We start from the raw sequence: 14,896 nt of genomic DNA, 5'->3' as shown, positions 1-14,896 counted from the left end.
CGGGGCGGGCTCGGCGACCGGCGGCGCGACCGGCGGCGCGACCTGCACCACCGGGCCGTACGCCGTGCCGGGGCTGACCCCGATTCCCTGCCGGATCTCGCCGGGGTTGGTGGTGGTCATGTCACTCGGCGTCCAGGTCGGTCGCCAGCAGCGTGACGAGCTGGTCGAGCACGGCGTCGGCTCCGTCGCCCGAAGCGGTGAGCACGACCTCCTCGCCATGGGTGGCGCCGAGCGCCATCACCCCGAGGATGCTGGTGGCGTCCACGGCATCCTGACCCGGGCGGCCGATCTCGACGTCGAGGCCGGAACCGGCCGCGGCTTCGACGAACAGGGCCGCGGGGCGGGCGTGCAGGCCGACGGACGAGGCGATGGTGACGGTGCGGGTGGCCATGATGTTCTCCTTCGAAAAGAGGCGGATGGGTGTCAGACGGCGACCGACTCGGTGACCGGTTCCACGCCGGCGGCGATGGCCCGGTTCTGAGCCACAGTCTTCAGGATGATGACGATCAGCGCCATGACCGCGACGCCCACGGCGAGGGCGAGCAGGAACAGCAGCGGCTGGCCGATGAGCGGCAGCACCCAGATGCCGCCGTGCGGGGCGCGCAGGGTCGCACCGAGGATCATCGACAGCCCGCCGGTGACGGCCGAGCCGATGACGGAGGAGACGATGATGCGGATCGGGTCGGCGGCCGCGAAGGGGATCGCGCCCTCCGAGATGAACGAGAACCCGAGCAGCCACGCCGCCTTGCCGTTCTCGCGCTCGGGCTCGGTGAACAGCCGGGGGCGCACGGCGGTGGCGAGTGCCATCGCGAGGGGCGCGACCATGCCGGCGGCCATCACCGCGGCCATGATCTTCAGCTGCGGCGCGTTCGTCAGGGTGCCGGCGGCGAGCAGGCCGGTCGTCGCGAAGGTGTAGGCGGTCTTGTTGACCGGTCCGCCGAGGTCGAAGCCCATCATGGCGCCGAGGATGAGGCCCAGGATGAGGGCGCCCGCACCGCTCATGCTGTTCAGCCACCCGTTGAGCTGGGTCATCAGCCAGACGATGGGGCGACCGAGGATCGTGATGAACAGGCCCGCGGTGATGAGGGTGGACAGCAGCGGGATGACGACGACGGGCATGACGCCGCGGACGCCCTTGTGCACCCTCCAGTGCGCGATCCAGCGGGCGACGAACCCGGCCACGAAACCGGTGACGAGGCCGCCGAGGAAGCCCGCGTTCATGGACGCCGCGATCGCGCCGCCGACGATGCCGGGGACGAGTCCCGGCCGGTCGGCGATCGCGAAGGCGATGAACCCGGACAGGATCGGCACGAGGAAGCCGAACGAGGCCGAGCCCATCACGAACAGCAGGGCAGCCCACGAGGTGAGGCTCACCGGGTTGAAGTGCTGTGCGATGTTGAAGGCGTCCGGCGAGGTCAGGTTGAACTTGACGATCTGGATCGCGCCGTTCGCGCCGAGCGCGATCTGGGCGACCATGAACGACAGGGCGATCAGGATGCCGCCCGCGGCGACGAACGGGATCATGTACGAGACACCGGTCATCAGCCACTGGCGGATCTTCGTGCCCACCCGGGCCTCGTTGTCGACCTTGGTGGTGAGGCCGCTCGCGGCGCTCGCTGCGGCTGCCTGCGCGGCCTTGGCCGGGTCGGCCTGCCATTCCGCGGCGAGCGTCGCCGCACGGGCGATCAGCTCGGGGCCGTCGGAGATGGCCTTCTTCACGCCGACGTCGACCGTGGGCTTGCCGGCGAACCGGCCGATGTCCTTCACGGCGAGGTCGTGCGCGAACACGACGGCGTCGGCTTCGGCGATCTCGGCGCGGCTCAGCGGGGTCGAGCCCGCGGAGCCCTGCGTCTCCACCTTGATGGTGTGACCGGCCTCGACGGCTGCGCGCTCGAGAGCCTCGGCCGCCATGTAGGTGTGCGCGATGCCGGTCGGGCAGGAGGTGACGCCGACGAGCTTCAGGGAGCGGGCGGCGGGGACGTCGCTGGCGGTGGTCTCCGCCGCGGGGTCCGCGGATGCCGCGGGGGCGGGCTTCGGAGCGTCGTCGAGCTGCACGTTCGCGTTGACCACGGCGACCACCTCGGCGGCGGTCGTGGCACCCTGGAGCGCCTCGCGGAACTCGGTGCGCATCAGGGCGCGGGCGAGCTTCGGCAGCATCTGCATGTGCGCGTCACCGCCGCCTTCCGGGGCCGCGATGAGGAACACCAGGTGCGCGGGACCGTCCTTGGCTCCCCAGTCGATGCCCTCCGTGGTGCGCCCGAAGACGAGGGAGGGCTCGGTGATGGCGGCGCTGCGGGCGTGCGGGATTCCGATGCCGCCGGGGAGCCCGGTGGCCATCTTCGTCTCGCGGTCCCGCACGTCGGCGAGGAACTGGTCGAGGTCCGTGCAGCGGCCGGTGGCCACGAGCCGGGCGGCGAGGGTGTCGGTCGCCTCGTGCCGGTCGGTGCCGGTGAGGTCGAGCACCACCTGCTCTTCATTGATCAGGGGCATGGCAGTTGTCCTTCCAGGGGTGGTTCAGTCGGCGAGTGCGAGCTCGCGGTCGGGGATGGAGGTCACCGAGACGTGGATGTCCCGGATGTCGGCGGGGGTCGGGACCTCGCTGCCGGGCAGGCGCACCGCGGCGGAGCCCCAGCGCACCCCCTCGGCGAGCGCGTCGGCCGCGGTGTGCCCCGCGTCGAGGGCGAACAGGAGCCCGGCGAGCATGCAGTCGCCGGCGGCGACGGTCGACACGACGCCGCTCACGCGGGCGGTGGCGTGCCAGATGCCGGTGCCGTTGACGATGACCGCGCCGTCTCCGCCGAGGCTCACGGCGACGACGGTCACGCCGCCGCGGTGGAGATCGGTGGCGGCGTCGATCACGGCCCCGAGGGTGCACAGGTCGCGCCCGACGAGTTCGCTGAGCTCCTCGCGGTTGGGCTTGATGAGCGTGGGGCCCGCGGCCACGGCCGCTGCGAGCGGGTCGCCGGACGTGTCGACCGCGATCGGGATGCCGCGGCCCCGGGCCGCGTGCACGAGGCGGGCGTAGAAGTCGACCGGAGCACCGGGCGGCAGGCTGCCGCCGCCGGAGAGCCAGGCGCCGGCGGGCACGTCGCCGAGCGTGGTGTCGATGAGGGCGTCGATCTCGTCGTCGCTGAGTTCCGGCCCGGGCTCGTTGAGCTTGGTGGTGGTGCCGTCGGGCTCGAGCACGCTGATGTTCATGCGCACGGTGCCGCGGATGGGCACGACGTCGACCGGCACGGATGCCGCGGCGCACAGCGACTCCAGCACGCCGCCCTCGACGCCGCCGGAGGGGAGCACGGCGCGGGTGGCGCCGCCCATCGCGACGACGGCGCGGGAGACGTTCAGGCCCTTGCCGCCGGGGTCGATCCGGCTGGAGGTCGCCCGCAGCACCTCGCCGCGGGCGAGGACGTCGATGCCCACCGCGCGGTCGATGCTGGGGTTCGGGGTCAGGGTGACGATCATGCGGTCACGACCTTCGGTCCGGCGGCGCGGAGGGCCTCGACGGCATCCGCGTCCGCATCGCTGTCGGTGATGATCGTGTGCAGCTCGTCGGCACGGGCGAACCGCTGCAGGTGCACTGCGCCGAGCTTGCTGGAATCCGCGAGCAGGATGCGGGTGCGGGCGGCGTCGAGCATGGCGCGCTTGACGGCGGCTTCGTCCTGGTCGGGCGTGGAGAGCCCGTGGTCGGCATCGAAGCCGTTCGTCCCCAGGTAGGCGACGTCCACCGCGAGGCCGGCGAGCGCCGCGGTGGCCCATGGGCCGACCGCGGCGGCGGTGACGGTGCGCACGCGCCCGCCGATCAGCAGCAGGGTGAGGTTCTCGTAGCCGGCCAGCGCCGAGACGATGCTCGCGTTGTTGGTGACGACGGTGAGGCGGGCATCGACCGGGATGAGACCGGCGAGCGCGAGGGTGGTCGACCCGGAGTCCAGCAGCACGGTGCCGCCGTCCGGGAGTTCGTCGAGGGCGCGCGTGGCGATCCGCATCTTGGCATCGGCCTGCTGTCCGATGCGGGAGGTGAGCGTGAGCTCGGGGACCGACCGTTCCGTGGGAAGGGCGCCGCCGTGCACGCGGCGGACGAGCCCCTGCTGTTCGAGGACGGCGAGGTCGCGGCGGACGGTCTCGGTCGTGACGTCGAGGTGGTCGGCGAGGAGGGTGACTTCGACGCGACCGTCGAGCTGCGCGCGTTCGAGGATGCGCTGCTGCCGCTCTGCTGCGTACATCGGGGCTCCTTCGCCGTCTGCGCCCTGTGGATCGGTGGGCGTGGAACCACTATGCCACACAAACCAACAGAGAACAACAGAAAAAAAGAATCTGATGTTGGTTCATGTGGGAATGCACGTCAGGCCGGGGGAGCGGATGCCTCCGTCCAGGGTGCGACATCGACCGAGACCCGCAGCGTCGATGACCGGGCGTCGGTGAAGATGATGCCGCGCATCGGCGAGACGTCCGCGTAGTCGCGGCCCCAGGCGACCGTCACGTACCGGTCGTTCGCGCGCTGGTCGTTGGTGGGATCGATGGCCAGCCACGACTCCTGACCGGGGAGCCACACCGCGAGCCACGCATGTGAGGCATCCGCGCCGAACACGCGCTCCTTGCCGGGCGGAGGCTGGGTCGCCAGATACCCGCTCACGTAGCGTGCGGCCACACCGTGGCTGCGCAGGCACGCGAGGGCGAGGTGGGCGAAGTCCTGGCACACGCCGGCGCGCTGCTCGAGCACGTGCGCCACGGTGCTGGTGACCGTCGTGGCGGTGCTGTCGTAGCGGAAATCGCGGAAGATCCGGTGCATGAGGTCGTCGGCCGCCTCGCCGACGGGCCGGCCGGGGGTGAGGGACGCCGCCGCGTACTCGAACACGCCGTCCGCGTGAGCGGCGCGGGCGGACTCCAGTGCGAACTCCGTCGCGAGCCACGCATCGCCGGCGCTGCTGTCGTGCGGCCGGGACTGCTCCCACGGACGGGCCAGGGCGGCGTCGTCGTACTCGGGATGGGCGACGGTCACGTCGCTGTTCGCCTCGATCTGCAGGCGCCGGTGCTTCGCGGTGACCTGGAAGTAGGTCACGGAATTGCCGTAGACGTCGACGTCGGGACGGAGGTCGACGGGATCCGGGTCGACGGTGGCCGACGTCGTCGTGACCTCCTGCCAGGGGAGGGGTCGCGGGGTGAGGTGGTAGACCCCGAGGCTGTCGCGGACGTCGTCGTCGTACGTGTACGTGGTGCGGTGGAACACGCGGTAGCGCATCAGCCGACCTCCTCGATGAGCGACAGGTCGGTGAGCGCGACCGGGGGCAGGCCGCCCGCGAAGTGCAGCTCGGCGGTGGCGTCCGCGACCTGCTCCAGTTGCGTGACGAGGTCCGTGAGAAGCTCCTCCAGTGCGGCTCGGCGACCGTTGTGCGAGGCGGCGAGCGCGGGCGCGTCGAGATCGCGGAGCCGGTCGGCGAGATCGCGGATCAGCCGTTCCGCCCGGGTCGAGCCGGTGGATGCCGGCAGCGACGCGACGTGCTCCATGAGGCGGTCGACGGCGAACGCGACCGAGCGCGGATTCTGCCGGTCGGCGACCAGAAGCTCCACCAGGGCGCCGACGCGCGCCGTGCCCCGGTAGCGGCGGCGGAACGTCACCGCGCTCTCCGTGCAGGTGACGAGCGCATCGCGCACTTCCCGCTCGATGCGCACCGGGCGGGTCGTGACGACCGTTGCGCGCAGCAGCCGGCACACCTGCAGGCCGCGCTCGAGGCTGCGTCCCGCCTCGATCAGGTGCCAGCCCGCATCCCGGATCATGTTCGCGGTGACGCCCTGCAAGGAGAGCAGCGCGCCGAGCATCTGCCCGGCGGACTCCGCGATCTGGTGCTCGTGGCGGTTGATCCGCAGGGAGCGCTGGGCGCGCGTCATCCCGGCGAGCACGCGCCACGTGTCGCCGGAGAGCTGGTCGCGCACCTCCTCGAGCGCGTCCCGCAGGCACCCCAGGGAGTGCGCGGCGCCCCCGATGCGCTGCGGGTCCAGCAGCAGGGACCGGATGTCGGCGACCGGGGAGGCCGCCGCACGACCGGGCGGCGGACCGGCGAGGCGGTGCAGGGGCACGAGCAGCGACCGGGCGCCGGCGCCCGGCGCCTCGGGATCCGTCGCCGCGAGCTCGTCGAGCTCCGGGTCGACGGCGAGGATCATCCGCAGCACGTCCTCCGCGCGTTCGGAGTAGCGGCCGGCCCAGAACAGGTTCTCGAGGCTGCGCGGCGAGAGCACCGTGTCCAGGCGCGCCACGACGTCGCCGTCGAGGTCGGCGAGTCCCTGGTCGGGCTCGGACGCGTCGGTCTTGCGCACCCACACGTCCTTCGCGATGCGGGTGCCGGTTCGGTCGTACGCGGTCGCGAGCCCCCCGGCGAGCGGGCGGTACGCGGTGCCGTACCGCAGCGTGAACATGCGCAGCGACACCGGGTGCGGGCTCGCGCCGCCGGCATCCGTCCACACCGGCGCACGCGACAACAGCGGCCGCTCGCGTCCGACGTACAGGTGCGGGGCGGCCAGGATGCGGGCGCGCAGCGCGTCGGGAGCGGTGGCCGGCACGGGGGTGCCGGGCTGCGCGGGCTCGTCGATCCGCAGCACCTCGAAGTCCGGATCGGCGAGCCGGCGCAGCACGAAGGCGCGGGCCTCGTCGTCCCCGCACCACCAGGTGGGCGCCTGAGCGAGTCGCAGCGGTTCGCCGAGCAGGGCCTGGCAGGCATCCGGCAGGAACGCCGCCAGCGCGGGGTTCTCCAGAACCCCCGCGCCGAGGCCGTTCACCACCTGCACGCGCCCGCGCCGGACGGCCTCGGTCAGCCCTGCGACGCCGAGACGCGAGTCGCCGCGCAGTTCGAGCGGGTCGCTCCACAGCGGATCCACGCGGCGCAGGATGACGTCGACCCGCTCGGTCGCCGGGCGCTTGGGCCAGCCCGGGGGCTTGAGCCACACCCAGCCGTCCCGCATCAGCAGGTCCTCGCCCTGCACCAGGGGGAATCCGAGCACCGTCGCGATGTGGGCCTGATCGAACGCCGTCTCCGAGTGGGGACCGGGAGACAGCACCACGACGCGCGGGTCCGCGATCCCGTCGGCGGCGCTGCCGAGCAGGGCGGCGCGGAGCGCGGCGAAGTAGGGCGCCATCCGGTGCGGGGCGCCGAGCTGGTAGAGCTCGGGGATCACCTGCGAGATGACCCGCCGGTTCTCCATCACGTAGCCGAGCCCCGACGGGGCCTGCAGCCGGTCGGCGAGCACCTGCCACGTGCCGTCCGGGGTGCGGCCGAGATCGGCTGCGGTGAGCACGAGCGACTGGGCTGCGGGCGCGGACGGACGGACCAGCGGGCGGAGGTATCCGCTGTGCCCGAAGACGGCGGCGGCGGGCAGGATGCCGTGCCGCAGCAGCGTGCGCTCGCCGTAGAGATCGGCGAGCACCGCGTTCCAGAGCTCGGCGCGCTGCGCGAGACCGGCATCCAGGTGCGCCCACGCCTCCGGGTCGAGCACGAACGGCATCGGGTCCAGGCGCCAGGGCAGCGATTCGCCGACGGGTGCGGTCCAGGTGACCCCGTCGTCGGCCAGGAACCGGCTGACCTCGTCGGCGACCCGGGTGACCTCGGCCGGCTCGAGGTCGAGGGCGACCGCCGCGAACTCCCGCCAGGCCGGGCGCAGCAGGCCGTCGGCATCCACGACCTCGTCGTAGGCGCCGGAGCCGTCGCCCGTGCTCGCGGTGCGGGCGTAGTCCTGGATGATGCTCACGCGGGCCTCTCGGGATGCCGTGTCCGGACACAGATCGCTTCAACCTACCGAATCGCGCACAGAGCCGGCGCGCGCGGATCCGGTAGAATCGACCCACGCGCATCGATCCGGCATCACCGGGGAGCACTCGGAAGAACAGGGCCTCGCGGCCCCCACTAGAACCGAGCGGGGCAGGCCCGTCACAGCCGCAGTGAAAGTGGCCCCGCACGAGCGGGCGCAACGCAGGGTGGTACCGCGGTCCCAGGATCGTCCCGGCAGCAAGAGACAAACCGAGCTGCTGCGAGAGACGATGACCTACCCGAAGACATCCTCCTTTGGCCCCGCCGCCGACCAGACGGTCGTGCCGAGCCCGCGCTTCCCCGACATCGAGCGGGAGACCCTCGCGTTCTGGGAGCACGATGACACCTTCCGCGCCTCGATCGCGAACCGCGACGGCGCCGAGGAGTGGGTGTTCTACGACGGCCCGCCGTTCGCCAACGGGCTTCCGCACTACGGGCACCTGCTCACCGGCTACGCGAAGGACCTCTTCCCGCGCTTCCAGACCATGCGCGGCAAGAAGGTCGACCGCGTCTTCGGCTGGGACACCCACGGGCTTCCCGCCGAGCTCGAGGCCATGAAGCAGCTCGGCCTCACCGAGAAGAGCGAGATCGAGGCGATGGGCATCGACACGTTCAACGCCAAGGCCCGCGCGTCGGTGCTGAAGTACACGCGCGACTGGGAGGACTACGTCACCCGTCAGGCGCGCTGGGTGGACTTCGAGCGCGGCTACAAGACGCTCGACGTCGATTACATGGAGTCGGTGCTCTGGGCCTTCAAGACCCTGTGGGACAAGGGCCTGGCGTACGAGGGGTACCGCGTGCTGCCGTATTGCTGGCGCGACGAGACGCCGCTCTCCAACCACGAGCTGCGCATGGACGACGACGTCTACAAGATGCGCCAGGACCCGTCCGTGACGGTGACGTTCCCGCTCACCGGCGTGAAGGCCGAGACGCTGGGGCTCACCGCCGTGCGCGCCCTCGCGTGGACGACGACGCCGTGGACGCTGCCGACGAACCTGGCCCTCGTGGTCGGTCCCGAGATCGAATACGTCGTGGTGCCCGGCGGCCCGGCCGGCGCCGCCGACGTGCACCCGGGGGATGACGCCCTCGAAGCCACGGCGCACCGCTACCTGCTGGCATCCGACCTTCTCGGCGGCTACGCGAAGGACCTCGGCTACGAGTCACCGGAGGCCGCGCGCGCGGCTGTCGATCAGACCCTGCTCGGCAAGGACCTCGCCGACGTCACCTACGACCGGCTCTTCGACTACTACGCCGACGCGGACGTGTGGGGCACCGGCAGCGCGTGGCGCATCCTCGTCGACGACTACGTCACCACCACCGACGGCACCGGCATCGTCCACCAGGCTCCCGCCTACGGTGAGGACGACCAGCGCGTCACCGAGGCGCACGGCATCCCGCTCATCATGAGCCTCGACGACGGCGGACGGTTCCTGCCGCAGGTGACCGACGTCGCCGGCGAGCTCTGGATGGATGCCAACCGCCCGCTCATCCGCGTGCTGAAGGCCGAGGGGCGGCTGCTGCGCGAGGCATCCTACGAGCACTCGTATCCGCACTGCTGGCGCTGCCGCAACCCCCTCATCTACCGCGCGGTGTCCAGCTGGTTCGTGCGCGTCACGGACTTCAAGGACCGCATGCTCGCGAACAACGAGCAGATCACGTGGGTTCCCGGCAACGTGCAGCACGGCCAGTTCGGCAAGTGGCTGGAGGGGGCGCGCGACTGGTCGATCAGCCGCAACCGGTACTGGGGCTCGCCCATCCCGATCTGGAAGAGCGACGACCCGGCCCACCCCCGCGTCGACGCGTATGGTTCGCTCGAGGAGCTCGAGCGCGACTTCGGCCGTCTGCCGCGCAACCCCGAGGGCGAGGTCGATCTCCACCGTCCCTACATCGACGACCTGACCCGCCCGAACCCGGACGACCCGACCGGCACGTCGACGATGCGCCGCATCGAGGACGTCTTCGACGTCTGGTTCGACTCCGGCTCGATGCCGTACGCGCAGGTGCACTACCCGTTCGAGAACCGCGAGTGGTTCGACACGCACGCTCCGGCCGACTTCATCGTCGAGTACATCGGGCAGACGCGCGGCTGGTTCTACCTCATGCACGTGCTGTCGACGGCGCTCTTCGACCGGCCCGCGTTCAGCGGTGTGGCGTGCCACGGCATCGTGCTCGGCAGCGACGGGCAGAAGATGTCGAAGTCGCTGCGCAACTATCCGGACGTCAACGAGGTGTTCGACCGCGACGGCTCGGACGCGATGCGCTGGTTCCTGATGTCGAGCTCGGTGCTGCGCGGCGGCAACCTCGTCGTCACCGAGGAGGGCATCCGCGCCGGCGTGCGCGAGTTCATGCTCCCGGTGTGGAACGCGTGGTACTTCTTCTCCACCTATGCCAACGCCGCCGCCCCCGGCGGGTACGAGGCCCGGTGGCGCACCGACTCGACCGACGTGCTCGACCGCTACATCCTGGCGCTCACCGGCGACCTCGTGCGGGACGTCGCGCATGATCTCGACGGCCTGGACTCGACGATGGCGGCCGCCAAGCTGCGCGACTTCGCCGAGGTGCTCACCAACTGGTACATCCGCCGCTCCCGCGACCGCTTCTGGCTGGGCGTCGCCGACGACCCGCGAAGCCCGGAGTACGAGAGCAGCACTGCGGCGTTCGACACGCTCTACACCGTGCTCGAGACGCTCTGCCGGGTGGCGGCACCGCTCATGCCGCTCGTCTCCGAGCGCGTCTGGCAGGGGCTCACCGGCGGCCGCAGCGTGCACCTGACCGACTGGCCGGATGCCGCGTCCTTCGCGCCGGCCGAGGACATCCGCCAGGCGATGGATGCCGCCCGAGAGGTCTCCAGCGTCGCCAACGCCCTGCGAAAGCGCGAGGGCAAGCGCGTGCGCCTGCCGCTGCCGCGTCTGACGGTCGCGACGGCGGGGTCGGCGGGGCTCGGACTGTTCACCGACATCCTGCGCGAGGAGCTCAACGTCAAGGGCGTCGAGCTCGTCGAACTCGCCGACGACAGCGCCGCCGAGTACGGCATCACGCATCGTCTGCAGGTGAACGCCCGCGCGGCGGGACCGCGCCTGGGCAAGCAGGTGCAGCAGGTGATCCAGGCCGCCAAGGCGGGGGACTGGCAGCAGACCTCCGAGGGCGTCGTCGCCGGCGGCATCCCGCTCGTCGAGGCGGAGTACGAACTGGTGCTCGAGACCTCCGGTCGTCCCGAGGGAGAGGCGCTGGCACTGCTTCCGTCCGGCGGGTTCGTGCTGCTGGACACCACGACGACCGCCGAGCTCGAGGCCGAGGGGCTGGCGCGTGACGTCGTCCGCGCCGTGCAGGACACCCGCAAGGCGGCCGGATTCGAGGTGAGCGACCGCATCGCGCTGGCCCTCTCGTTCGACGACGAGCAGGATGCCGCGGCCGTCCGCGACGCGTTCGCCACGGCGGACGTCGCCGGCGAGACGCTGGCCCTGGTCGCAACCGTCAACGGCGGGGTGCTGACCGGGTCCACCTTCGACGCCGCCGTCGACCCCGGCCACACCGGCGAGTTCGGCGCCGGAGAGTTCGCCAATCGCGGCGCATTCCGCGTCGGCGTCACCAGGATGCTCGTGCGCGAGACGGAGGCCGTCTGATGAACGACCGCGAACGGGCGGATGCCGTCTACGCGGCGCTGCTGGAGCGTCAGGGCGAGCAGTGGGTTCAGCCGCGCGTCGAGCGCACCCGGCGCGTGCTCGAACTGCTGGACGACCCCCAGCGCACGTACCGCGTCGTGCACATCACCGGCACGAACGGCAAGACGTCGACGAGCCGCATGATCGAGAGCCTGGTGCGCGCGCACGGCCTGCGCACCGGCCTGTTCACGAGCCCGCACCTGCAGCGTTTCACCGAGCGCATCATGATCGACGGCGCGCCGGTCGCGGATGCCGCGGTCGCGGACGCCTGGGACGAGATCCTGCCGTTCGTCGAACTGGTCGACGCCGAGCTCGCCGCCGCGGGCGACGCGCGACTCACCTTCTTCGAGGTGCTCACCGTGCTCGCGTTCGTCGTCGCGGCGGACGCCCCGGTCGACGTGCTCGTGCTCGAAGTGGGGATGGGCGGGGCGTGGGACTCCACGAACACGGCCGACGGCGACGTCGCGGTGTTCGCGCCGATCGACATCGACCACGCGGACCGCCTCGGCGACACGGTCGCCGAGATCGCGGGCGTGAAGGCCGGCATCATCAAGGACGGTGCTGCCGTGGTCTCGTCGCGTCAGGATGCCGCGGCCGAGGCGGTGCTGCGCGAGGCGGCGGCCGCACACGGCGCGAGCATCTCGTTCGAGGGCGACGAGTTCGCCCTCGCCGAGCAGCGCCTCGCCGTCGGGGGCCAGCAGCTGCGCGTGCGCGGACTCGCCGGCGCCTACGACGACGTGTATCTGCCGCTGTACGGCGCGCACCAGGGCTTCAACGCGGCCCTCGCGATCGCGGCGGTCGAGTCGCTCATCGGCGGCGCGACCCAGCCGATCACGGGGGATGTGCTCGCCGAAGGGCTCGGCCAGGTGCTCTCCCCGGGACGCCTGCAGCTGCTCGGCACCGAGCCCACCGTGCTCGTCGACGCCGCGCACAACCCGCACGGCGCCCACGCGCTGGTCACGGCCCTGCGCGAGTCGTTCGACTTCGACGAGTGGGGCGTCGTGCTGGGCGTGCTGGCGGACAAGGATGCCGCCGGCATCCTGCGCGAGCTCGCACCCGTCGCGGCCCACGTCTTCGCGACCGCGCCGGACTCGGAGCGCGCGAACGACGCCGACCGCATCGCCGATCTCGCCGAGGCGGCGGAGCTGCCGGTCACCGTGCACCGGGATCTCGCCGATGCGGCCGAGGCCGCACGGGCGTGGGCGGCGCAGGGGATCGAGGCCCCGCACCGGCGCGCCGTGATCATCGCCGGTTCGGTGGTGCTCGCCGGCGAAGCCGTCGCCCTGTCGGCGTCCGAGGATTGGAAGGGAGGGTACGAGTCGTGAGCGAGGAGACACCCGCGCCCGACGAGGCTTCTCGTCCCGGCGAGACGCCCGCACCCGACGCGACCCCGCCGCGCAGGCCTCGCCGGCAGCGTGGCGCGGCCGAATCGCTCGGCCAGGTCGTGCTCGGCGCGGAGGCGCTCATCATGTTCCTCGCAGGCCTCGTGATCTACGGCCTGAAGGCGCTGCCGTTCGGCATCGCGCCGTGGTGGGGGATCGTCGTGGGCATCGTCCTGGCCGTGCTCATGCTGGTGGCGTCCGGCCTCACCCGCCATCGCTGGGGCATCGTCGTCGGCTGGGCGCTGCAGGTGCTGGTGGCGCTCTGCGCCTTCCTCGTGCCGGCGATGCTCATCGTGGCGCTGATTTTCGGCGGCATGTACGGGTATGCCACCATCAAGGGGGCGTCCCTCGACCGGCGCAATGCCCGAATCATGCGCGAATCCGCGAACGGAGACTGACTGCCATGGCCACCGAACAGACCCTCGTCCTCGTCAAGCCCGACGGTGTGGCGCGCGGACTCACCGGCGCGATCCTCGCCCGCATCGAGGCGAAGGGCTACGCCCTCGTCGACATCAAACTGGTCGAGCCCGACCGCGACATCCTCGAGCTGCACTACGCCGAGCACGCCGGCAAGCCGTTCTACGAGCCGCTCGTCGAGTTCATGATGTCGGGGCCCTCGGTCGCCATCCGCCTGGCCGGGAACCGGGTCATCGAGGGCTTCCGTTCGCTCGCCGGCACCACCGACCCGACCACGGCCGCGCCCGGCACCGTCCGCGGCGACTTCGGCCGCGACTGGGGCCTCGCCGTGCAGCAGAACCTCGTGCACGGCTCGGACAGCCCGGAGTCGGCCGCGCGCGAGCTCGAGATCTGGTTCGGCTGATCGGATCACCCCGAACACCGGAGCCCGGCAGCACGCGCATGAGCGGTGCTGCCGGGCTTCTTCTCGTCGTCGCGACAGCTCAGCGGAACGAGTTCCCGATCGTCTGGAGGATGTTGACGATGGCGTTCAGCTCGAACTGCGCGAGCAGCAGGATGATCACGTAGCTGACGAACGTGGCCAGCGGCACCCACGCCATGAGGCGGTCTGCGATGTGTCGGCCCTTCTCGCCGACCGGGAACACGCCGATGCGGAACAGGTGCAGGGTCACGACGTAGAACGAGGGGATCACCACGGCCCACGTGGTCATGCACCACGGGCACAGCGTGTGCAGGTTCGGCGCGTAGATGCTCTGGGTCATCAGCCAGATGATGAATCCGAACGCGAACACGAACCCGCACCAGAAGAGGAACCAGAACCACTTCGCGAACCGGGCTCCGGCGAGGATCGCCATGCCCACCACGATCGGCGCGATCCAGCAGGCGAGCCCGATGATCGGGTTCGGGAAGCCGAACGCCCGGCCCTGCCATGAGTCCAGGTTGGCCGTGCACTGCACCAGGACGCTGAAGTCGCAGGCCGCCTTGGTGCCGGGATGCTCCAGTGCGGCGAACTTCTCGATGGTCAGCTGGAACGCGGCCCACCAGCCGATGACGCCGGCGATGACGAGCCACACCGCCATCACGATCGGGCGCCGGGCGGCGGGGGCGGGCGCGGATGCGTCGTTCCGGATGTCGGCCATGCCTCGGATTATGGCATCCGGTGCTGTGGCTGTGACTCGCCCGAAGGTCGCGCTTCGCGGATCGTCCGTTCTTGGTGCGATAATGGACCGGATGCATCCCCGGCGACGCCGGGGCCGCGTCGACAGACTTTCGGGCGCTGGACGCCCACTGCAGTCCGAGCGAACCCGCCGACTGCAGAACCGTGAGAATTCGCGGAGCCGCCCCGCAGCGCGAGGCGCACCGCACGAGATTTCGCCGGGCGACGCACGGTGTCGCCCGCAGGAAGAGCACCGGTGACGGTTGATGAGAACCCCACGAACCGAGACGAGCAGCCGAGCACGGACGTCGATCTGACGCCCGTCGGGGAGGCGACCGATGCGCCCGCCGCGGGGTCGGATGCCGTCTCCGCCGAGGACGCGGACACCGGTGACGCGGTTGCCCCGGCTGAAGAGCCTGCCCCGGCTGAAGAGCCTGCCCCGGCTGAAGAGGGCGCGCCTGCCGAGGCGGCTCCCGCTGACGAAGG

Annotated in this window: 11 protein-coding genes; 4 read left to right on the top strand and 7 right to left on the bottom strand. The window is 71.5% G+C overall.

Going from position 1 to position 14,896, the window contains the following annotated elements; all coding sequences use genetic code 11:
• Positions 1-121: 121 nt before the first annotated feature.
• From VJR25_RS01455 to VJR25_RS01430, 6 genes are all read right to left on the bottom strand, one after another.
• Positions 122-391, bottom strand: coding sequence for an HPr family phosphocarrier protein (locus tag VJR25_RS01455; RefSeq protein WP_324111773.1), 270 nt, complete (start codon positions 389-391; stop codon positions 122-124).
• 32 nt (positions 392-423) lie between these two features.
• The gene (locus VJR25_RS01450; RefSeq protein WP_324111771.1) at positions 424-2,490 is read right to left on the bottom strand and encodes a fructose-specific PTS transporter subunit EIIC; all 2,067 of its coding nucleotides are present in this window, start codon (positions 2,488-2,490) and stop codon (positions 424-426) included.
• 24 nt (positions 2,491-2,514) lie between these two features.
• Positions 2,515-3,462, bottom strand: a complete 948-nt coding sequence (gene pfkB / locus VJR25_RS01445; RefSeq protein WP_324111769.1) for a 1-phosphofructokinase — start codon at positions 3,460-3,462, stop codon at positions 2,515-2,517.
• Entirely contained in the window at positions 3,459-4,220 is a 762-nt protein-coding gene (locus VJR25_RS01440; RefSeq protein WP_324111767.1) for a DeoR/GlpR family DNA-binding transcription regulator, read from the bottom strand. Before VJR25_RS01440 ends, pfkB begins: the two co-directional genes overlap by 4 nt.
• 119 nt (positions 4,221-4,339) lie before the next feature.
• Positions 4,340-5,236: a transglutaminase family protein gene (locus VJR25_RS01435; RefSeq protein WP_324111765.1), complete on the bottom strand. Its 897-nt coding sequence runs from the start codon at positions 5,234-5,236 to the stop codon at positions 4,340-4,342.
• Positions 5,236-7,734: a circularly permuted type 2 ATP-grasp protein gene (locus tag VJR25_RS01430; RefSeq protein WP_324111763.1), complete on the bottom strand. Its 2,499-nt coding sequence runs from the start codon at positions 7,732-7,734 to the stop codon at positions 5,236-5,238. Before VJR25_RS01430 ends, VJR25_RS01435 begins: the two co-directional genes overlap by 1 nt.
• 289 nt (positions 7,735-8,023) lie before the next feature.
• On the opposite strand from VJR25_RS01430, the gene ileS reads away from it, so the two are divergent.
• From ileS to ndk, 4 genes are read left to right on the top strand one after another with little or no spacing between them, the layout of a single operon-like run.
• Entirely contained in the window at positions 8,024-11,416 is a 3,393-nt protein-coding gene (gene ileS, locus VJR25_RS01425; protein ID WP_324111761.1) for an isoleucine--tRNA ligase, read from the top strand.
• A complete protein-coding gene (locus VJR25_RS01420) occupies positions 11,416-12,780 on the top strand; it encodes a folylpolyglutamate synthase/dihydrofolate synthase family protein (protein ID WP_324111759.1) in 1,365 nt (454 codons plus the stop codon). The genes ileS and VJR25_RS01420 overlap by 1 nt, the downstream gene beginning before the upstream one ends.
• Positions 12,777-13,235: a DUF4233 domain-containing protein gene (locus VJR25_RS01415; RefSeq protein WP_324111757.1), complete on the top strand. Its 459-nt coding sequence runs from the start codon at positions 12,777-12,779 to the stop codon at positions 13,233-13,235. Before VJR25_RS01420 ends, VJR25_RS01415 begins: the two co-directional genes overlap by 4 nt.
• A gap of 5 nt (positions 13,236-13,240) precedes the next feature.
• Positions 13,241-13,657, top strand: a complete 417-nt coding sequence (gene ndk, locus VJR25_RS01410) for a nucleoside-diphosphate kinase (protein ID WP_324111755.1) — start codon at positions 13,241-13,243, stop codon at positions 13,655-13,657.
• Positions 13,658-13,736: 79 nt separating this feature from the next.
• Here the strand turns inward: ndk and VJR25_RS01405 are convergent, their stop codons facing one another.
• Complete coding sequence (locus VJR25_RS01405) at positions 13,737-14,393, bottom strand: vitamin K epoxide reductase family protein (RefSeq protein WP_324111753.1); 657 nt, start codon at positions 14,391-14,393, stop codon at positions 13,737-13,739.
• Between the last annotated feature and the right edge of the window lie 503 nt (positions 14,394-14,896).

This window comes from Microbacterium sp., from assembly GCF_035277845.1.
Lineage (GTDB): Bacteria > Actinomycetota > Actinomycetes > Actinomycetales > Microbacteriaceae > Microbacterium.
The sequence above is the reverse complement of the archived record's forward strand: the minus strand, read 5'-3'. Positions and strand labels throughout refer to the sequence as shown.

Bases quoted from the DNA above. Each gene is read 5' to 3' on its own strand.
- VJR25_RS01450 (WP_324111771.1), bottom strand. From the start codon at position 2,490: ATGCCCCTGATCAATGAAGAGCAGGTGGTGCTCGACCTCACCGGCACC.
- VJR25_RS01420 (WP_324111759.1), top strand. From the start codon at position 11,416: ATGAACGACCGCGAACGGGCGGATGCCGTCTACGCGGCGCTGCTGGAG.
- VJR25_RS01440 (WP_324111767.1), bottom strand. From the start codon at position 4,220: ATGTACGCAGCAGAGCGGCAGCAGCGCATCCTCGAACGCGCGCAGCTC.
- ileS (WP_324111761.1), top strand. From the start codon at position 8,024: ATGACCTACCCGAAGACATCCTCCTTTGGCCCCGCCGCCGACCAGACG.
- VJR25_RS01455 (WP_324111773.1), bottom strand. From the start codon at position 391: ATGGCCACCCGCACCGTCACCATCGCCTCGTCCGTCGGCCTGCACGCC.
- pfkB (WP_324111769.1), bottom strand. From the start codon at position 3,462: ATGATCGTCACCCTGACCCCGAACCCCAGCATCGACCGCGCGGTGGGC.
- ndk (WP_324111755.1), top strand. From the start codon at position 13,241: ATGGCCACCGAACAGACCCTCGTCCTCGTCAAGCCCGACGGTGTGGCG.
- VJR25_RS01405 (WP_324111753.1), bottom strand. From the start codon at position 14,393: ATGGCCGACATCCGGAACGACGCATCCGCGCCCGCCCCCGCCGCCCGG.
- VJR25_RS01435 (WP_324111765.1), bottom strand. From the start codon at position 5,236: ATGCGCTACCGCGTGTTCCACCGCACCACGTACACGTACGACGACGAC.